Annotated in this window: 14 protein-coding genes and 1 pseudogene; 7 read left to right on the plus strand and 8 right to left on the minus strand. The window is 72.4% G+C overall.

Going from position 1 to position 19181, the window contains the following annotated elements; all coding sequences use genetic code 11:
• The first annotated feature begins 154 nt into the window (after window positions 1-154).
• Window positions 155-352 (plus strand): hypothetical protein, encoded by a 198-nt coding sequence (locus ACH4D5_RS03140; protein WP_398297950.1) that lies wholly within the window; start codon window positions 155-157, stop codon window positions 350-352.
• Between the two features lie 24 nt (window positions 353-376).
• On the opposite strand, the gene ACH4D5_RS03145 is transcribed toward ACH4D5_RS03140, so the two are convergent.
• From ACH4D5_RS03145 to ACH4D5_RS03155, 3 genes are read right to left on the minus strand one after another with little or no spacing between them, the layout of a single operon-like run.
• Window positions 377-1234 carry a sugar phosphate isomerase/epimerase family protein gene (locus ACH4D5_RS03145; protein WP_398297952.1) on the minus strand — a complete coding sequence of 286 codons (858 nt, stop codon included), beginning with the start codon at window positions 1232-1234 and terminating at the stop codon, window positions 377-379.
• Entirely contained in the window at window positions 1231-2400 is a 1170-nt protein-coding gene (locus ACH4D5_RS03150; protein WP_398297954.1) for a dihydrodipicolinate synthase family protein, read from the minus strand. The genes ACH4D5_RS03145 and ACH4D5_RS03150 overlap by 4 nt, the downstream gene beginning before the upstream one ends.
• Window positions 2397-3554: a Gfo/Idh/MocA family protein gene (locus ACH4D5_RS03155; protein ID WP_398297956.1), complete on the minus strand. Its 1158-nt coding sequence runs from the start codon at window positions 3552-3554 to the stop codon at window positions 2397-2399. Before ACH4D5_RS03155 ends, ACH4D5_RS03150 begins: the two co-directional genes overlap by 4 nt.
• Before the next feature lie 285 nt (window positions 3555-3839).
• On the opposite strand from ACH4D5_RS03155, the gene ACH4D5_RS03160 reads away from it, so the two are divergent.
• The gene (locus tag ACH4D5_RS03160) at window positions 3840-4883 is read left to right on the plus strand and encodes a LacI family DNA-binding transcriptional regulator (protein WP_398297958.1); all 1044 of its coding nucleotides are present in this window, start codon (window positions 3840-3842) and stop codon (window positions 4881-4883) included.
• Between the two features lie 206 nt (window positions 4884-5089).
• Here the strand turns inward: ACH4D5_RS03160 and ACH4D5_RS03165 are convergent, their stop codons facing one another.
• Window positions 5090-6625 (minus strand): PLP-dependent aminotransferase family protein, encoded by a 1536-nt coding sequence (locus tag ACH4D5_RS03165; RefSeq protein ID WP_398297960.1) that lies wholly within the window; start codon window positions 6623-6625, stop codon window positions 5090-5092.
• Between the two features lie 29 nt (window positions 6626-6654).
• Between ACH4D5_RS03165 and ACH4D5_RS03170 the strand changes: the two genes are divergently transcribed.
• The 3 genes and pseudogenes from ACH4D5_RS03170 to ACH4D5_RS03180 all read left to right on the plus strand — a co-directional run.
• Entirely contained in the window at window positions 6655-7254 is a 600-nt protein-coding gene (locus ACH4D5_RS03170) for a LysE family translocator (protein WP_398297962.1), read from the plus strand.
• A 166-nt stretch (window positions 7255-7420) separates the two neighbouring features.
• Window positions 7421-8353, plus strand: coding sequence for a GNAT family N-acetyltransferase (locus ACH4D5_RS03175; protein ID WP_398298517.1), 933 nt, complete (start codon window positions 7421-7423; stop codon window positions 8351-8353).
• Between the two features lie 54 nt (window positions 8354-8407).
• Window positions 8408-9085 (plus strand): annotated as a pseudogene (locus ACH4D5_RS03180) (sugar phosphate isomerase/epimerase family protein); the annotation flags it as partial.
• Here ACH4D5_RS03180 and ACH4D5_RS03185 read toward each other — a convergent pair.
• Window positions 9075-10154 (minus strand): EamA family transporter, encoded by a 1080-nt coding sequence (locus tag ACH4D5_RS03185; protein WP_398297964.1) that lies wholly within the window; start codon window positions 10152-10154, stop codon window positions 9075-9077. The pseudogene ACH4D5_RS03180 and the gene ACH4D5_RS03185 sit on opposite strands and share 11 nt — an antisense overlap.
• 121 nt (window positions 10155-10275) lie before the next feature.
• Here ACH4D5_RS03185 and ACH4D5_RS03190 point away from each other — a divergent pair, with 121 nt between their 5' ends.
• Window positions 10276-11172 carry a LysR family transcriptional regulator gene (locus ACH4D5_RS03190; RefSeq protein ID WP_398298519.1) on the plus strand — a complete coding sequence of 299 codons (897 nt, stop codon included), beginning with the start codon at window positions 10276-10278 and terminating at the stop codon, window positions 11170-11172.
• A gap of 374 nt (window positions 11173-11546) precedes the next feature.
• Window positions 11547-13310, plus strand: a complete 1764-nt coding sequence (locus tag ACH4D5_RS03195) for a glycoside hydrolase family 3 protein (RefSeq protein WP_398298521.1) — start codon at window positions 11547-11549, stop codon at window positions 13308-13310.
• Between the two features lie 24 nt (window positions 13311-13334).
• On the opposite strand, the gene ACH4D5_RS03200 is transcribed toward ACH4D5_RS03195, so the two are convergent.
• The 3 genes from ACH4D5_RS03200 to ACH4D5_RS03210 all read right to left on the minus strand — a co-directional run bounded on the left by ACH4D5_RS03200 (window position 13335) and on the right by ACH4D5_RS03210 (window position 19129).
• Window positions 13335-14768 carry an aminopeptidase gene (locus ACH4D5_RS03200; RefSeq protein ID WP_398297966.1) on the minus strand — a complete coding sequence of 478 codons (1434 nt, stop codon included), beginning with the start codon at window positions 14766-14768 and terminating at the stop codon, window positions 13335-13337.
• Window positions 14769-14857: 89 nt separating this feature from the next.
• On the minus strand, window positions 14858-15265 hold the full coding sequence (locus ACH4D5_RS03205) for a hypothetical protein (RefSeq protein WP_398297968.1): 408 nt from the start codon (window positions 15263-15265) through the stop codon (window positions 14858-14860).
• 135 nt (window positions 15266-15400) lie between these two features.
• Entirely contained in the window at window positions 15401-19129 is a 3729-nt protein-coding gene (locus ACH4D5_RS03210) for an ABC transporter ATP-binding protein (RefSeq protein ID WP_398297970.1), read from the minus strand.
• Window positions 19130-19181 lie beyond the last annotated feature (52 nt).

Consider the following 19181-nt stretch of genomic DNA (forward strand, 5'->3'; position numbering starts at 1 on the left):
CAGATCCTGGATTTCCCCCCTCAGAAGCTCTGACGCCATATACGACACGCGTCGTGCCCGAAGGGTTGCACGGTGTTGCCCAAAAGTTTTTGGCGGGCTTCCAGGTGCTGACAAAGCGGGGCATAGGTAGCGTTTGACGCATGACTGAGGAGGAATGATGTTCGGTGTCCTCGCGAAGTTGAGCAAGCCGGTGGCCAAGGCGGTCTCCAAGAAGACCGGCATTCCCGTGCCGACGGTCACGCGCGCGATCGAGGTGGGCGTCCCTGTGGTCCTGACCGTGCTCTCCAAGCGGGCCGCGCGCACGAAGGGCAAGGGCGGCGCGGGCCCCAAGGGCACGGGCCGCGGGAAGTAGACCGGGAGCGCGGGAAGCAGACCGCTACGCGTACGCGCGGAAGCGTTCCGCCGTCTCCCTCAGCACCTCGCTCCCGTCACGCGCCCACAGCCCCTCGTTGAAGATCTCCACCTCGATCGGCCCGCGGTACCCGGCGGCGTCGACGAGGCCGCGGAAGGCCCTGAAGTCGACGCTGCCGTCACCCAGTTGTCCACGGCCGAGCAGGACGCCCGCGGGCAACGGCGTGATCCAGTCCGCAAGTTGGAAGGCGTGCAGCCGGCCTGCGGCCCCCGCCCGCGCGATCTGCTCGGGCGCCCGGTCGTCCCACCACACGTGGTACGTGTCGACGACCACGCCGACCTGCTGCGCCGGGAAGCGCTCCGCGATGTCGAGAGCCTGGCCGAGGGTGGAGACCACGCAGCGGTCCGACGCGAACATCGGGTGCAGCGGCTCGATCGCGAGGCGCACGCCCCGCTCCTCGGCGTAAGGCCCGAGGACGGCGAGCGCGTCCGCGATCCGCTCGCGCGCGCCGGACAGGTCCTTGCTGCCGGGCGGCAGGCCGCCCGAGACCAGGACCAGCGTGTCCGTGCCGAGGGCCGCCGCCTCGTCGACGGCCGCGCGGTTGTCGTCGAGGGCACGCGCGCGTGCCGCCTCTTCGACGTCCGTGAGGAAGCCGCCCCTGCACAGGCTCGTCACCGTGAGGCCTGCGTCCCGCATCAGGCGGGCGGCGCGCTCGACCCCGTACTCCTGGACGGGCGCCCGCCACAGGCCGACCGCTCCGATGCCCTCTTTGACGCAGCCCTCGGCGAGTTCGGGGAGCGACCACTGCTTGATGGTCTCTTGGTTCACACTCAGCCGCGAAAGCGACAGCGGCACGGGAGCGGGCTCGGGCTCGGGGCTCATTGCGGGACTCCGTGGACGGTGAGCAGGGATCGCATGCGGGCGGCCGCGAGGGGCGGGTCGGGGAACAGGCCGAGGCCGTCGGCGAGTTCGTAGGCACGGGCGAGGTGGGGCAGCGAGCGGGCCGACTGGAGGCCGCCGACCATGGTGAAGTGCGTCTGGTGTCCGGCCAGCCAGGCCAGCAGGACGACACCGGTCTTGTAGTAGCGGGTCGGGGCCTGGAAGAGGTGGCGGGACAGCTCGACGGTGGGGTCCAGGAGAGCCCGGAAGCCCTTCACGTCACCGGTGTCCAGGACGCGCACGGCCTCCGCGGCGACCGGGGCCAGCGGGTCGAAGATGCCGAGCAGGGCGTGGCTGAAGCCGTGGTCGTCGCCCGCGATCAGCTCGGGGTAGTTGAAGTCGTCGCCGGTGTAGCAGCGGACGCCGTCCGGCAGTCGGCGGCGCAGGGCGATCTCGCGGTCGGCGGCCAGGAGCGAGACCTTGATGCCGTCGACCTTGTCGGGGTGGGCGGCGATCACCTCCAGGAAGGTGTCCGTGGCCGTGTCGAGGTCGGCCGACCCCCAGTAGCCCTCCAGGGCGGGGTCGAACATGGGGCCGAGCCAGTGCAGGATCACGGGCTCGGTGGCCTGGCGCAGGAGATGGCCGTACGTCTCCACATAGTCGTCCGGCGACGTGGCCGCGGCGGCGAGGGCGCGGGACGCCATGAGGATCGGCTGGGCGCCGACCGACTCGACGAGGGCGAGCTGCTCCTCGTACGCGTCCCTGACCTGCGGAAGGCTTGCGGGCAGGGCGAGTTGGTCGGTTCCCACCCCGCACGCGAGCCGCCCGCCGGACGCCTTCGCCTCCGCGGCGGAGCGGCGGATCAGCTCGGCCGCGCCCGCCCAGTCCAGGCCCATGCCGCGCTGGGCGGTGTCCATGGCCTCGGCGACGCCCAGGCCGTGCGCCCAGAGGTGCCGGCGGAAGGCGAGGGTGGCGTCCCAGTCGACGGCGGCGGGGCCGTCCGGTGACACGTCCGCGTACGGGTCGGCGACCACGTGGGCGGCCGAGAAGACGGTGCGGGAGGTGAGCGGGGGCCCGCCGACGGTCGTGCGCGGGGGCGCCTCGCGCGGGGTGTACGCGCGCGTGCCGCCTCCCGCGGCCGGCAGCAGTACCTGAGGGGGGCGGGTCACAGCGCGATCTCCGGGACCTCGATGCGGCGGCCCTCGGCGGAGGACTTCAGGCCCAGTTCGGCGAGTTGCACGCCGCGCGCGCCCGCGAGGAGGTCCCAGCGGTAGGGCGCGTCGGCGTACACGTGCCTGAGGAAGAGCTCCCACTGCGCCTTGAAGCCGTTGTCGAACCCGTCGGCCTGGTTGTCGGGCACCTCCTGCCACTGGTCGCGGAAGGAGTGGGTGACGGGCAGGTCCGGGTTCCAGACGGGCTTCGGTGTCGTACTCCGGTGCTGTACGCGGCAGTTGCGCAGCCCGGCGACCGCCGACCCCTCGGTGCCGTCGACCTGGAACTCCACGAGCTCGTCGCGGTGGACGCGCACCGCCCAGGAGGAGTTGATCTGCGCGACGGCGCCGCCCTCCAGCTCGAAGATGCCGTACGCGGCGTCGTCGGCGGTGGCGTCGTAGGGCTTGTCGCGCTCGTCCCAGCGCTGCGGGATGTGGGTGGCGGTGAGCGCCTGGACAGTACGCACGCGGCCGAACAGCTCGTGCAGGACGTACTCCCAGTGCGGGAACATGTCGACGACGATGCCGCCGCCGTCCTCGGCGCGGTAGTTCCAGGAGGGGCGCTGGGCGCTCTGCCAGTCGCCTTCGAAGACCCAGTACCCGAACTCCCCGCGGACGGAGAGAATCCGGCCGAAGAAGCCCCCGTCGATGAGCCGCTTCAGCTTCAGCAGCCCCGGCAGAAAGAGCTTGTCCTGGACGACGCCGTGCTTGATGCCGGCGTCCTCGGCGAGCCGGGCGAGCCCGAGGGCGGCGTCGAGTCCGGTGGCGCTCGGCTTCTCGGTGTAGATGTGCTTGCCGGCGGCGATGGCCCGCTTGATGGCGTCCTCGCGCGCGGAGGTGACCTGCGCGTCGAAGTAGATGTCGACGGTCGGGTCGGCGAGGACGGCGTCCAGGTCGGTCGAGAAGTGCTCCAGGCCGTGCTGGGCGGCGAGCGCGCGCAGCGCGTGCTCCCTACGGCCGACCAGGACGGGCTCGGGCCACAGCACGGTGCCGTCGCCCAGATCGAGGCCGCCCTGTTCGCGGAGGGCGAGGATCGAGCGGACCAGGTGCTGGCGGTGGCCCATGCGTCCGGTGACGCCGTTCATGGCGATGCGCACCGTCTTGCGTGTCACGGAAGTCCCTCCGTAGGAGCGGGGAGCGGGGAGCGGGGAGCTGGGAGCGAGGCTAGTAGCAAGCGCTTTCTATTTGGGGGCAAGCTAGCCTGCCGGACAAGGTTCGGACAAGGGTTCCGGTGGAGAGCGACGACCAGGCGAGGACAAATGGGTGACCGGGGGCGGGTGTGTGCTGGGGCCTGGTCCGGGCGGCCGGAGGGGCGCGTGTGAGGGACGACCGGAGGAGTACGTGATGGGCAGGGGCGTGGGCGTGGGCATGGGCATGGGCAACCGGAGGAGTACGACGTGACCGTGACCCTGGCGGACGTGGCGGCCCGCGCGCAGGTGTCGCCCGCCACCGTCTCCCGCGTGCTGAACGGCAACTACCCCGTGGCGGCCGCCACGCGCGAGCGCGTCCTGCGCGCCGTGGACGACCTCGACTACGTCCTGAACGGTCCCGCGAGCGCGCTCGCCGCGGCCACCTCCGACCTGGTCGGCATCCTCGTCAACGACATCGCCGACCCCTTCTTCGGGATCATGGCGGGCGCGGTGCAGTCCGAGATCGGCGGGCCCGGCGGCCGCGCGGGCGGCGAGCGGATGGCCGTCGTCTGCAACACCGGCGGCTCCCCGGAGCGCGAACTGACCTACCTCACGCTCCTCCAGCGGCAGCGCGCCGCCGCGGTGATCCTCACGGGTGGCGCGATCGAGGACGCCGAGCACGCCGCCGCGATCGCGGGGAAGCTCCGGCGCCTCGCGGAGGCGGGCACGCGGGTGGTGCTGTGCGGCCGGCCGCCCTCGCCGGACACCGACGCGGTGGCGCTCACCTTCGACAACCGGGGCGGCGGGCAGCAGCTGACGGAACATCTGCTGAGCCTCGGGCACCGCCGTATCGGCTACATCGCGGGGCCGGAGGAGCGCACGACCACCCGGCACCGTCTTGAGGGCCACCGTGCCGCCCTCGCCGCGCGCGGCATCGCGGACGACCCGGCGCTGACGGTCCACGGCCCGTACGACCGCCGGTCCGGCTACGACGCCACGGCCGAACTCCTGCGCCGCGCCCCCGACCTGACGGCCGTCGTCGCCGCCAACGACACGGTGGCACTCGGCGCCTGCGCGGCACTGCGCGACAAGGGCCTGCGCATCCCGGACGACGTGTCGGTGGCGGGCTTCGACGACCTCCCGTTCAGCATCGACGCCGTCCCCGCCCTGACGACGGTCCGCCTCCCCCTCCACGAGGCGGGCGCCCGCGCCGGCCGCATCGCGATGGGCAAGGAGAAGGCTCCGCCGGGCGGGGTGGCGACGGTGCACGGGGAGCTGATGGTGCGGGGGTCCACGGCGGGGCCGCGGTAGGGGGTTCGGAGGCGGCTGGGGCTAGCGGGGTGGCTGGGGTGGTCCTGGGCGGGCGGGTGGCCGGGTGACCGGCGACTGAAGCGGCTGGGGTGGCCGGTGGCCGGGGCGGCCCGGGCAGCCGGGGGGCCAGCGACCGGAGCGGCTGGGGTGGCCTGGGCAGTTGGAGCGGCGCCGGGCAGCCAGCGCAGCCGCTGTGGATGAGGTCCTCACACCAGCCCTCCCAGTATCGCCACCCCCTCCGCGATCTCCGCCGTGCCGGTTGCCGCGTAGCCGAGGACCAGGCCGGGGGGCTGGGGGCGTTGGGTGTGCCAGGACAAGGGGTGGACCTTGACTCCTTGGGCGAGGGCCTCGGTGGCGAGCTCCGCGTCGGAGAGGTCGGCGTAAGGGCCTCCGCGTGCCTCCGTGCCGAACGTGATCATCAGGTGCAGGCCCGCCGCGGCGCCGTGCACCACCGCCCCCGGCAGGTGTTCCCGGATCGCCCCGATCATCGCGTCCCTGCGTCGGCGGTGGTGCCTGCGGATGAGGCGCAGGTGGCGTTCCAGGTCGCCCGACTCCATGAGGTGGGCGAGGACGAGTTGGGGCAGTGCCGGGCTGCCGAGGTCGATGAGGCGTTTGGCGTCGACGAGCGCCTCCCGGTACGCGGGCGGGGCCAGCAGCCAGCCCAGGCGCAGGGCGGGCGCGAGGAGCTTGGAGACGCTGCCGGCGTAGCAGACGTGTTCGGGGAGCAGGGCGCGCAGGGCAGGGACAGCGGGCCGGTCGTAGCGGTGTTCGGCGTCGTAGTCGTCCTCGATGACGAGGCCGCCGTCGCGGGCCCAGTCCATCAGCTCGCGGCGCCGTTCGCCGCCGAGGACGACTCCGGTGGGGAACTGGTGGGCGGGCGTGAGCAGGACGGCCGGCGCCCCCGTGGCGCGCAGCGCGTCGACGCGGATGCCGTGGGCGTCGACCGGCACGGGCGGGGTGTCGAGCGGCCGCAGGTGCTGTCGTACGCCGAGCGACCCCGGCTCCTCCACCGCCACACGGGAGATCCCGTCGGCGCGCAGGACGTCGACGAGCATCCGCAGCGCCTGGGCCGTGCCGTTGACGATCAGCACGTCGTCCGGGTCGGCGAGGATCCCGCGGTTGCGCGAGAGCCAGTGCGCGACGGCGCCGCGCAGGGCGGGGGTGCCGCGCGGGTCGCCGTATCCGAAGTCCGCCGGCGAGAGCCCGGCGAGCACGGAGCGCTCGGCGCGCAGCCAGGCCGCCCGCGGGAAGGCGGCGAGGTCGGGCAGGCCGGGCGACAGGTCGATGCGGGCGGGCGCGGAACGGATGGCGTCGAAGACGCCGAGGTCGGGAGGGGTGGTGAAGAGGGTGGTGGTGGAGGGGGAGGGTGAAGGCGCTCCGCTCGCCTTTGCCTTGTCCGCGGCGGTGGTCGACGCCCGCGAGCCCACGCCCCGCGCATGGGGCACGGCCACGACGACGGTGCCGCCCCGGCCGCGCCCCGCGACGTGTCCGTCCTCGGTGAGGCGCCGGTAGGCCTCGGTGACGACGCCGCGGGACACGCGCAGGTCCCCTGCGAGGGTGCGGGTGGCGGGGAGCCTGCTGCCGACGGCGAGGCGGCCGTCGGCGATCGCGCCCCTGATCTGCCGCGCCAGCCAGTCGGAGAGCCCGCCCCTGGGGGCGTCACCGATGTCGAGCTGAAGGAAGTCGACGGCCCCGGCCACACTTATGGACCTGTGGGAAGGAGATCCAATGGACCTGTTCATGGAGCCATTGTGGCGGGAGGGTCGGGGGCATGGAATTTCTGCTCACTTCCCTGGTCGTCTGCGTGACGCCGGGCACCGGCGCCCTGTTCACCATCGCGGCCGGGCTCTCGCGCGGCACCCGCGCCGCCCTGATCGCGGCCGTCGGCTGCACGCTGGGGGTCGTCCCGCACATGGTGGCGGCGATCACCGGCCTCGCGGCGCTCCTGAACACCAGCGCCGTCGCCTTCCAGACGCTCAAGTACCTGGGCGTGGCCTATCTGCTGTACATGGCGTGGAGCACGCTGCGGGACAAGAGCGAGCTCACCGCCGAAGAGGAGAGCGAGCCGCGTTCGGCGGGCCGCACGATCCTGACGGGCGTACTGATCAACATCCTCAACCCGAAGCTGACGCTGTTCTTCTTCGCGTTCCTGCCGCAGTTCGTGGACACCGACGAGCCGTACGCCGCCCTGCGCATGACGGAGCTGAGCGCCTACTTCATGCTGATCACGTTCCTGGTCTTCGCGGCGTACGGCCGGTTCGCCGCCGCCATGCGCAACCACGTCATCTCCCGCCCCCACGTGGTGGGCTGGCTCCGCCGCACCTTCGCCGTGGCCTTCGCGGCACTGGGCGCACGCCTGGCGTTCCTCTGAGACGGTCGGCGTCCGGGTTGTGAACCGTCCGGCCGACACCGGGGTTCCCAGCCTCGGCGACCCGGCGTACCGTTGACTCAGTCAAAGGTGACCCGGAGTGATCCGCATGACGAAGCCCCCGCGAGAAGCCCCGGCGCGTGTGGTGTCGCGTGCCCCCATCCATGAGATGCGTGCCTTCAACCGGTTCTATACGAACCTCATCGGCGCGCTGGACTACAGCCGCCATCTGTACGTCCCGTACACCCTCACCGAGTCCCGCGTCCTGTACGAACTGGCGCACGCGGCGCGTACCGACGCGGCCGATCTGCGTGCCGAACTCTCCCTCGACGCCGGGTACTTGAGTCGGCTCCTGGCCAAGTTCGAGCGGGACGGGCTCGTCGAGCGGGCGCCCTCGGCGGCCGACCCGCGACGGCAGCGCATCACGCTCACCGCACGCGGGCGCGACGCCGCCGAGCTGCTCGACGAGCGGTCGCGGGAAGCCGTCGGCTCGCTGCTCGCCGAGGTGCCCGCCGCGGATCGGGCCCGCCTCGCGGCGGCGATGCGCACGGTGCGGGAGATCCTCGGGGGCGGCCGCGGACGGCCCCACCGCCGCGGGAAGCGCGCGGACGTAATGCTCAGGGAGCCGGGACCGGGCGACCTCGGATGGATCGTGCAGCGCAACGCCGCCGTGTACGCGGCCGAGTTCGGCTGGAACACCGACTATGAGGGCCTCGTCGCCCGCATCGTCGCCGACTTCGCCGAGGACCACGACCCCCACCTGGAGCGCGTGTGGATCGCCGAGCTCGACGGGCGGCCCGTGGGGTGCGTGATGTGCGTACGGGACGAGGCGCCCGGGACGGCCCGGCTGCGCCTCCTGCTCGTCGAACCCGACGCGCGGGGCCTCGGCATCGGAAACCAACTGGTCACCGCGTGCGTCGAGTTCGCGCGCGGCGTCGGCTACCGCGAGCTGACCCTGTGGACCAACGACGTCCTCGCGTCGGCCCGCGGGATCTACCAGCGGCACGGCTTCGTCCTCGTCTCCGAGAAGCCGCACCGCTCCTTCGGCGTCGACCTCGTGGGACAGGACTGGCTGCTTCCGCTGCACGGGCGGCCCGCGTGACGCCCCCGCCGAGGCGGGGTTGACCTTGCCCGCGCGCCGCCTACTGTCGGGACCATGAAATTCGCCTTCTCCACCCTCGGCGTCCCCGGCCTGCCCGTCCCCGACGTGCTGCGGCTCGCCACGGCCCACGGCTACCACGGCGTCGAGCTCCGCGCGCACCCCGAGGAGCCGGTGCACCCGGGGCTCGGACTCGTCGAACGGGCCGATGTGGCCGCCGAGTTCAAGGCGGCCGGCGTCGAGATCCTCGGCATCTCCGGGTACGCGCGCGTGGCGACGCCCGGCGAGGACGGTCCCGTCCTCGACGAGATACGGTCCCTCGTCGACCTCGCCCGCGACGTGGGCGCCCCCTTCGTCCGCGTCTTCCCCGGCGGCGGCACCGAACAGAGCGCGGAAGAAGCCGACGCGACGGCCGCGCGGCGGCTCGGCACCGCCGCCCGGCACGCCGCCGACGCCGGCGTACGCATCCTCCTGGAGACCCACGACTCGCACCGCACGGGCGCCGCCGCCACCCGCGTCCTCGGCACCGTCGGGCACCGCCAGGTCGGCGCCCTGTGGGACGTGATGCACACCTGGCTCGGCGGCGAGTCCGTCACCGACACCTTCGCCGCGCTCTCCCCCTACCTCGGCTATGTCCAGGTGAAGGACATCGCGTCCGCCGACGACAAGACCCCGCTGGCCCTCGGCGCCGGCGCGCTGCCGCTCGCCGAGTGCGTGGCGCTGCTCAGCGCGGAGAAGTGGGAGGGGTGGCTGTGCTGGGAGTACGAGAAGCGCTGGTACGAAGAGGCGGCACCGCTGCCGGAGTTGCTGGGTCCGGGCCGTGAACTCCTGTCACGCCTGGTGACCCGATCCGACTGACCCCGTCGGCAACGACAGGCGACCCGCTCCCGCTGACCCCGTCGGCAACGACAGGCGACCCGCTCCGGCCGACCCGGGCGCGGGCCGGACCGCCCGTCCTCGCGAACGAGGTCAGCGCGACCCCGCCCACCAGCAGCGCCGCCGCGCACCACCGCAGCCCGCTCACCGACTCACCCAGGACCAGGGCGGCCGACGACATCCCGAAGACCGGCACGAGCAGGGAGAACGGGGCGACCGTGGACGCGGGGTGGCGCCGCAGCAGATAGCCCCAGGCGCCGAAGCCGAAGACCGTGGTGACCCAGGCGACGTAGACGATGATGCCCGCGCCCGACCAGTCGAGGGAGCGCAGGGCCGCCAGATCCCGGGACGGCCCCTCGAAGAGCAGGGAGAGGCCGAGCAGCGGCAGCACCGGCACCGTACTCACCCACACCATGAAGTTCAGGGCGTCCGGCGGCGACGCCCTGCGGGTGAGGATGTTGGAGACGCCCCAGCAGGCCGCGGCGGCCACAAGCAGCGCGAAGGCGGTGAGCGGGCCGGTCCCGCCCTCGTCGACGCCCGCGACCGCGATCCCCGCGAGGGCGACGACCATGCCCACCACCCGTACACGGCCCGGCCGTTCACCCAGCAGCACAAAGGCGAACAGCGCGGTGAACACGGCCTGCACCTGCAGCACGAGCGAGGACAGACCGGCGGGCATCCCGGCGTCCATCCCGATGAAGAGCAGCCCGAACTTGGCCACGCCGAGCACGAGCCCCACCCCGATCACCCACTTCCACGCCACCTTCGGCCGCCCCACGAAGAAGACGGCGGGCAGCGCCGCCACGAGGAAGCGCAAGGCGGAGAAGAGCAGCGGCGGGAAGTGGCCGAGCCCCACCTCGATCACCACGAAGTTGACGCCCCAGACGGCGGCAACGAGGACAGCCAGACAGATGTGTGCAGGTCGCATGCGTCGAGGATCACCCGCCCCGACCATGTAGGACCAGCGCGGATCTCTGCATGATTGGATGAAGCAACGCTTACGAATAGCACGCTTACGAAGAGCGACACTCATGAAGAGGGAGGACCGCGTGCTCGATCTCGCCCGGCTCCGCGCGCTGCACGCCGTCTCCGTGCACGGCACGGTGGGCGCCGCCGCGACCGCGCTCGGCTATACGCCGTCCGCGGTCTCCCAGCAGATAGCCAAGCTGGAACGGGAGACCCGCACGACGCTCCTGGAGCGCCGCGGCAGAGGCGTCGCCCTCACCGAGGAAGCGCTTCATCTCGCCGAGACGGCACGCCAGTTGATGGCCATCGTCGAGCGGGCGGAGACAGAGCTGGAGGAGCGGCGCGGGGTGCCCGCCGGGCGCCTGACGATCGCCGCGTTCGCCTCGGCGGCGCGAGGGCTCCTGCCGTCCGTCCTCGCCGACCTGGCGCGCCGGCACCCCGCCCTGGACGCCCGCATGACGGAGATCGACCCGCATCTGTCCGTCGACCTCGTGGCCAAGGGCGCGATCGACGTGGCCGTCGTCCACGACTGGGACATCGCGCCGCTTCCGACACCGCCCGGCGTCGAACAGACGGTCATCGGCGACGACTTCTGCGACCTCGTGGTCCCCGAGGGCCACTGGCTCGCGGGGCGCGCATCCGTGCGCCGCGAGGAGCTGAAAGCGGAACGCTGGATCACGCAGCCTCCGGGGCTCGTCTGCCACGAGTGGCTGATCCGGACGCTCCGCGAGGCGGGGTGCGAGCCGGACATCGCCCACCAGGCCGAGGAGAACCCGACCCTCGTCGCGCTCGTCGCCGCGGGGCTCGGCATCGCGCTCATCCCCCGCCTGGGCCGCGGCCCCATCCCGTCCGGCGCGGTCACGGTCCCCCTCGACCCCGTTCCTGTCCGCCGCCTCTACGCCCTGTGGCGCACGGGAGCCTCCCGCCGCCCCGCCATCGCCGAGACAGTCCACACCCTCCAGTCCCACTGGCCGTCCTAGCCCGCTCGCTTCACCCTTCTCCCCCCTTCTCTCCCTTCTCTCCCTCGCCCCGACTTCCGGGATTTCGGGGGCGGGCGGGAACCCGCCCGGCATCCCCGCCGTCCAACCGGCACGCTGCCGGTGAGTCCCCGCGAGGCGGTGTCGGCATCGCTGCTGGCTGCGAACGCTGACCACCCTCTCCGCCGCCCGCGGTCGGCAGCCCGCCGTCACCGGTGCGCCCCCCTTCCAAGCGCCGGTGACGGCCCGCGCTCCTCCCTTGACCGGCAGAAATCTTCGGGATATCCGTAACTCCTGAAAGTTTCCTCCGAACCGCAGGAGCCCACGTGCAGCAGCCCGACGACAGCGACCGCAGGCTCCGCGACCTCGTCGGCTCCATGTCCCTGGAGGACAAGGTCGGCCAGCTCTTCGTGATGCACGTGTACGGCCACAGCGCGACCGACCCCGACCGGGCCGACATCGACACGAACCTCCGGGAGCTCGGCGTGCGCGACGCCGCCGAGCTGATCGCCCGCTACCGCCTCGGCGGCATCATCTACTTCGGCTGGGCCCACAACACCCGCGACCCCCAGCAGATCGCCGAGCTCTCCCGCGGCATCCAGCAGGCGGCACCGGCCGTCCCCGTCCTCATCTCCGTCGACCAGGAGCACGGCGTCGTCGCCCGCGTCGGCGCCCCCGCCACCCTGCTCCCCGGCGCCATGGCCCTCGGCGCGTCCGGCTCGCTCGAGCACGCCCGCGAGGCCGCCCGCATCGCCGGCACCGAGCTGCGCGCCCTCGGCATCCGCCAGGACCACGCCCCGGACGCCGACGTGAACGTGAACCCCGCCAACCCCGTCATCGGCGTCCGCTCCTTCGGCGCCGACCCCGACGCCGTCGCCGGCTTCGTGACCGCGCAGATCGAGGGCTATCGGAGCGCCGGCATCGCCACCGCCGCCAAGCACTTCCCCGGGCACGGCGACACGACGGACGACAGCCACACGGAGCTCCCGCACATCCACCACACCCGCGAGGAGTGGGACCGCTACGACGCGCCCCCGTTCCGCGCCGCGATCGCCGCGGGCGTCGACTCCGTCATGACCGCGCACATCGTGGTGCCCGCCCTCGACCCCTCGGGCGACCCGGCGACGCTCTCCCACCCGATCCTCACCGGCGTCCTGCGCGAGGAGCTCGGCTTCGACGGCGTGATCGCCACGGACTCGCTCGCGATGCGCGGTGTCCGTACGAAGTACGGCGACAACCGCGTGGCCGTACTCGCCCTCAAGGCGGGCGCCGACCAGCTCCTGAACCCGCCCCGCCCGGACGTCGCGTGGCACGCGGTCATCGACGCGGTCAGGAGCGGCGAACTCACCGAGGACCGCATCGACGAGTCGGTCCTGCGCGTACTCCGCATGAAGGCGAAAGTGGGCCTCCTGAGCGACGACGAGCCCACCGGCGCAGACCTGGCCTCGGCACTCCCCGCCGTCGGCACCCCCGCCCACCTCGCCGCCGCCGACCGCATCGCCGACGCCACCACGACCCTCCTGGTCAACACCGACGGGCTCCTCCCCCTGTCACCCGCCACCCACCCCAACATCCTGGTGGTCGGCGCCGACCCCCGTTCGCCGTCCGGGACCACGGGTCCGCCGACCACGGTCCTCGCGGACGCCCTCGACGCCCTGGGCTTCCGGGCCACGGCCCTGCCGACCGGCACCGCCCCCGACGAGGCGGCGATCGAGAAGGCCGTGGCGGCCGCACTGGGAGGCCAGGACGCCGTCCTCGTGACGACGTACAACATCACCACGCACGCCACCACGAGGGACAACACCCAGGCGGCGAACACGACCCTGGACAACACCCGCGCCCGGGCGCACCGAGCCACCGATCACCCCGACGACACCAGCCAGGCCACCCTCGTCGCAGCGCTCAAGGCGACCGGCGTCCCCGTCATCACCCTCGCGATCCGCAACCCGTACGACATCGCCCACCTGCCCCCCGTCGACGCCGCCCTCGCCTCGTACTCCTGGACGGACGTCGAGCTGCGCGCCGCCGCACGGGTCATCGCGGGCCGGGTCGCGCCCCGGGGCCGGCTGCCCGTGCCGGTGCGGCGGGCGGACGACCCGGCGCAGGTGCTGTACCCGATCGGGTACGGCCTGACGTACTGAGCCGTCCGCCCCGCCACAGCCGTCCTACGGCCGCAGCGTCCGCTCCTCCCGCACGTCACGCCGGTCGAGCTTCTTGTCGTACGCGGCCAGCGGCTTGCCTGAGTCGGATGGCACCCCGGCCCACGCCTGGATCCGCTGCGTGGCCTTCGCCTTCTGGTCGGCGACGAGCTGCGCGACGGTCGCCCCGTGGTTGGCGCCGGGCGCCGTGAAGACGTGGCTGTCGTGCTTGGCGCCCCGCGCGGGGCGGAACTGCTCGGCGCCGTACGGGTCGTACTCGCCGTACACGTACATCATCCGGTGCGCGTTGTGCCGCACCCAGCGGTCGACGTCCCGCATCGCGTGCGGCTTGAACTTCATCGGGATCTCGCGCGGCACGAAGTTGCGCGGCGGCTGGTAGCCGTACCGGCTCAGGTCGCCGAGCCAGGGCTGCTCGATGGTGGGCGCGCCGAGTTCGGTGCCCGCCTGGTAGTAGTACGGCGTGTAGGGGGCGAGGCCCTGGTCGGTGTAGGAGGACCAGCCGCCCACCGTGTCGACGTAGTCGAAGAGGGCCTGGTCGGTCATGGTGGCCGCGTCCGGGATCTTTCCGCAGGCGGTGGCGGCGGGCTGGTACTGCCAGAAGCCCCACACCAGGTCCATGACGACGGCTTCGAAGGCCTTGTCCAGCGTGCCGACGGTCTTGAAGGTGTAGCCCTCCGCCTCCGCGTACGCCGCGAGCTTCGCCGACAGCGGTTCCCTGCGCACCAGCGCCTCGCGCTGCACGGCCTGGATCCGGTCGCGGCACTCCTTGGTGCCGACCTCCGCGAGGAACTCGTCGTAGGCCGAGTCCTCCTTGTCGACGACGTCATTGGGCGCTACGTAGGCGACGATGCCCGCCATGTCGCGCGGGTAGAAGCGCTCGTAGTACGTCGCGGTCATGCCGCCCTTGGAGATGCCGGTGGCCAGCCACTTCTTGCCGTAGATGGGCTTGAGCGCCTGATAGATGCGGTGCTGGTCGGTGGCGGCCTGCCAGATGTCGAGCTTGGACCAGTCGGCCGGGTCGGGGCGCGACGGCGTGAAGAATCGATACTCCATGGAGACCTGGTTGCCGTCGACGATCTGGGTCGGCTCGCGGCGGCCGGGGTTCGTGGAGACGCTGTAGCCGCTGGTGTAGTAGACCGTGGGGCGGCTGGTGTCCTTGTGCAGCACGGTGAGGCGCTGCTTGAAGGTGCCCTTGGACGGGTGCCGGTGGTCGACCGGCTGGGTGTAGTTGAGGACGAAGAAGCGGTAGCCGGGGTACGGCTTCTCCTCGATCAGGCTCATGCCGGGGATGGCGAGCAGCCTGTCCTTGATGTCAGTGCTGTGCGCACTGTCGGTCCTGCCCGGTTCCGCGGCGGTGGCCGCTCCGGACGTCGCTCCTGCCGCGCCCGCCGTGCCTATCAGCACCACGAGCGACAGCACCCATCTGAGCGTCTTGCGCATGCACCCTCCCCTGTCGACACAGCAATGCCCCGGAACCTAACGAAGCAACTGGGTCCGCACCAGAGGGAGTTGCGACCCGGCCGACGGGATCAGCAGAGAATCCAGCCCGAACTGACCCCGTGTCCGCCGACCTTCCCCTTCACCCACACGCAGCGGTGGCCCGCGTGAACGGTCACCGGGCCCGCGTGGTGGGAGTACCGGCCCTTGTCGCGCGCGGGCCTGCTGCCGCGGGCCTGGACGCTGACGGACATCGTCTTGCGGGTGCCGGTGTGCTTGGCGAAGGCCACGGCGCAGACGTAGCCGCGGGTCTTGAAGACGTCGACCCGGCCGGTGCTGAAGGGGAGCGTGCGCACCTTGCGTCCTCCGCAGAGGCCGGTGACGGCCTCCGCGGACGCGGTGCCGGGGCCCGCGAGGGCGAGGAGCACGGCGGCGGCGAGCACGGCGGTGCCGAGCGTCAGCCGCCGTCGTATCCGGCCACTGCTCCGCTCACTGCTCACGGTTGCCCCTCCCGCCACTCCTGCCTCAGCGTACTGGTGTACGGACGCAGCCCCGACCCCTTGCGGTTGCAGGGAAACCCCGCCTTTTCCCGCGCTTTCGCGGCGCGCTCCCCCGTGCGCCGTCCGCCGACGGTCTCAGGCCGCTTCGACCGGCTCCCCCACGAAGGTCCGCCACAGCCGCGCGTACCGCCCGTCGAGCGCGAGGAGCTCCTCGTGCGTGCCGTCCTCCGCGACCCGGCCGTGGTCCATGACGACGACCCGGTCGGCGCGGGCCGCCGTGGTCAGCCGGTGGGCGACGACCAGGGTCGTGCGCTTGCCCGCGATGCGGTCGGTGGCCTGGTTGACCTGCGCCTCCGTGGCGAGGTCGAGCGCGGCCGTCGCCTCGTCGAGGAGCAGGATGTCGGGGTCGACCAGTTCGGCGCGGGCCAGCGCGATGAGCTGGCGCTGACCGGCGGAGAGGTTGCGGCCCCGCTCGCTCACCTCGTGGAGGTAGCCGCCCTCCAGGGTCGCGATCATGTCGTGCGCGCCGACCGCGCGGGCGGCCGCCTCGACCTCGGCGTCGGTGGCGTCGGGACGGCCGTAGGCGATGGCGTCGCGGACCGTGCCGGCGAAGAGGTACGCCTCCTGCGGCACGACGCCGAGGCGGTGGCGGTACGAGGTGAGGTCGAGGGAGCGCAGGTCCGTGCCGTCGACCGTGACGCGGCCGCCGGTGGGGTCGTAGAAGCGGGCGACGAGCTTCACGAGCGTCGACTTGCCGGCGCCGGTCTCGCCGACGAAGGCGACGGTCTGCCCGGCGGGGATGCGCAGGCGTACGTCGCTGAGCGCCTCCTCGGGGTCGCCGTCGCCGGTGGCCGCGTACGCGAAGTCGACGTCCTCGAAGGCGATCTCGCCGCGCAGCGAGAGCACCTCCATCGGCTCCTTCGCGGCCTCCGTGGACGTGGGCTCCTGAAGCAGTTCCTGGATGCGGCCCAGCGAGACGGACGCCTGCTGGTAGCCGTCGAAGACCTGCGACAGCTGCTGCACGGGCGCGAAGAAGAGGTCGATGTAGAGGAGGTAGGCGACGAGCGCGCCGGTCGTGAGCGTGCCCGCCTCGACCCGGCCCGCGCCGACGATCAGCACGGCGACGACGGCGACGGACGACAGGAACTGCACGAAGGGGAAGTACACGGAGATCAGCCACTGGCCGCGGATGCGGGCCTTGCGGTAGCTGTCGCTGTTCTCCGCGAACCGCTCGGCGCCCGCGCGCTCGCGCCGGAAGGCCTGCACGATGCGCAGTCCGGCGACGGACTCCTGGAGGTCGGCGTTGACCACGGACACGCGCTCGCGCGCCAGTTCGTACGCCTTCACGCTGGCCTTGCGGAAGAAGTACGTGCCGACGATCAGCAGCGGCAGTGTCGCGAAGACGACGAGGGCCAGCTCCACGTCGATGACGAGCAGGGCGGCCATGATGCCGAAGAAGGTGACGACGGAGACGAACGCGGTGACGAGTCCGGTCTGCAGGAACGTGGAGAGCGCGTCGACGTCGGTCGTCATCCGGGTCATGATGCGCCCGGTCAACTCGCGTTCGTAATAGTCGAGTCCGAGCCGCTGGAGCTGCGAGAAGATCTTCAGCCGGAGCGAGTAGAGCACCCGCTCGCCGGTCCGTCCCGTCATCCGCATCTCGCCGGTCTGCGCCACCCACTGCACGACGACGGCGGCGAGCGCGAGCCCGGCCGCGGCCCAGACGGCGCCGAGCGCGAGCTCGTTGACGCCCTCGTCGATGCCGTGCCGGATCAGGACGGGAAGGAGCAGCCCCACGCCCGCGTCGACGGCGACGAGCAGCAGGCTGAACAGGAGCGGCACCCCGAACCCGGCGAGCAGCCTGCGCAGGCCGTACGACTCCTCGGGCGTGACGGCCCGCGCCTCGTCGATGCCGGGGGTGTCGGTGGCCGGGGGCAGCGCCTCGACCTGGGCGAGGAGTTCGGGCGTGGACGGCATCCCGGCGAGGGTGGTGTCCTTCGGCTCCCGGTCGCCGGTCCACAGCGCGGGCGTGATGCCGCGCTCCGCGTCGAACTCGGCGTCGAGCTCGTCGCGTACGGAGGTGTCCTCGGGCAGGTCGGCGGGGAGCGTGTGGCCGGGCGAGACGCCGCCCAGCTCGTCGGGGTCGGTGAGCAGCCGCCGGTAGAGGGCGGAGCGCTCCTCCAGCTCCTCGTGCGTGCCGAGGTCGGCGAGGCGTCCGCCGTCGAGGACGGCGATGCGGTCGGCCAGACCGAGGGTGGAGCGGCGGTGGGCGATCAGGAGGGTGGTGCGCCCCGCCATGACGCTGCGCAACGCCTCGTGGATCTCGTGCTCCACGCGCGCGTCGACCGCCGATGTGGCGTCGTCGAGGACGAGGAGGCGGGGGTCGGTGAGGATGGCGCGGGCGAGCGCGATGCGCTGGCGCTGGCCGCCGGAGAGGGTGAGGCCCTGCTCACCGACCTTGGTGTCGTACCCCTCGGGCAGGTCGGATATGAAGCCGTGGGCCTGGGCGGCGCGGGCGGCGGTCTCGATCTCCTCGCGGGTGGCGTCCGGGTGGCCGTAGGCGATGTTGGCGCCGACGGTGTCGGAGAAGAGGAAGGAGTCCTCGGGGACGAGCCCGATGGCGGACCGCAGGGAGTCGAGGGTCAGCTCGCGCACGTCGTGACCGCCGATGAGGACGGCGCCGTGCGTCACGTCGTAGAAGCGCGGCAGGAGCAGCGAGACGGTGGACTTGCCGCTTCCGGAGGAGCCGACGACGGCGAGGGTCTCGCCGGGGCGGATCTCGAAGGAGAGACCGCTGAGGACGGGCCGGTCGTCTTCATAGGCGAAGCCGACGTCGTCGAACTCGACGGTGGCGGGGGCGTCGGCGGGCAGCTCCTTCGTCCCGTCCTGCATGCTCGGCTCGGTGTCGATGAGTTCGAGGACGCGCTCGACGCCGGCGCGGGCCTGCTGGCCGACGGTGAGGACCATGGCGAGCATGCGCACGGGTCCGACGAGCTGGGCGAGGTAGGTGGAGAAGGCGACGAACGTGCCGAGGGTGATGTCCCCCTCGACCGCGAGCCAGCCGCCGACGGCGAGCATGGCGACCTGGCCGAGCATGGGAACGGCCTGGAGGGCGGGCGTGTAGCGGGAGTTGAGGCGGATGGTCCGCAGCCGTCCGGCGAACAGCTTGCGCCCGACCTCCCTGAGCTTCCCGGTCTCCTGGTCCTCCTGCCCGAAGCCCTTCACGACGCGTACGCCGCTGACGGCGCCGTCGACCACTCCGGCGACGGCGGCGGCCTGGGCCTGCGCGTACCAGGTGGCGGGGTGCAGCCGGGTACGGGAGCGGCGGGCGATGAACCAGAGGGCGGGGGCGACGGCGAGCGCGACGAGGGTGAGCGGCAGGGAGAGCCACGCCATGATCACGAGGGAGATCACGAAGAGCAGGATGTTGCCGATGGTCATCGGCAACATGAAGAGCAGGCCCTGGATGAGCTGGAGGTCGCTCGTCGCCCGCCCCACGACCTGCCCGGTGGACAGCTCGTCCTGCCGCCGTCCGTCGAGCTTGGTGATCGTGCCGTACATCTCGGTCCGCAGGTCGTGCTGGACGTCGAGGGCGAGGCGGCCGCCGTAGTAGCGGCGGATGTAGGTGAGGACGTAGACGACGACGGCGGCGCCGATGAGCGCGCCGGCCCAGGGCCCCATGGACCGGCCGCCGCCCTGGCCGTCCTGGCCTATGACGTCGTCGATGATCACCTTGGTGATCAGCGGCACGAGGGCCATGACGGCCATGCCGCCGAGCGAGGAGCCGAGCGCGAGCACGACGTCCTTCGGATACCGCCATGCGTATCCCGTCAGCCGCTTGGCCCAGCCCCGTTGCTCCGCCACCACTTGCCTCCCGTCGACCTGACCTGCCGAGAGGCCCAACACGGCGGGAGGC

The organism is Streptomyces sp. NPDC018029 (genome assembly GCF_044327655.1).
GTDB lineage: Bacteria > Actinomycetota > Actinomycetes > Streptomycetales > Streptomycetaceae > Streptomyces.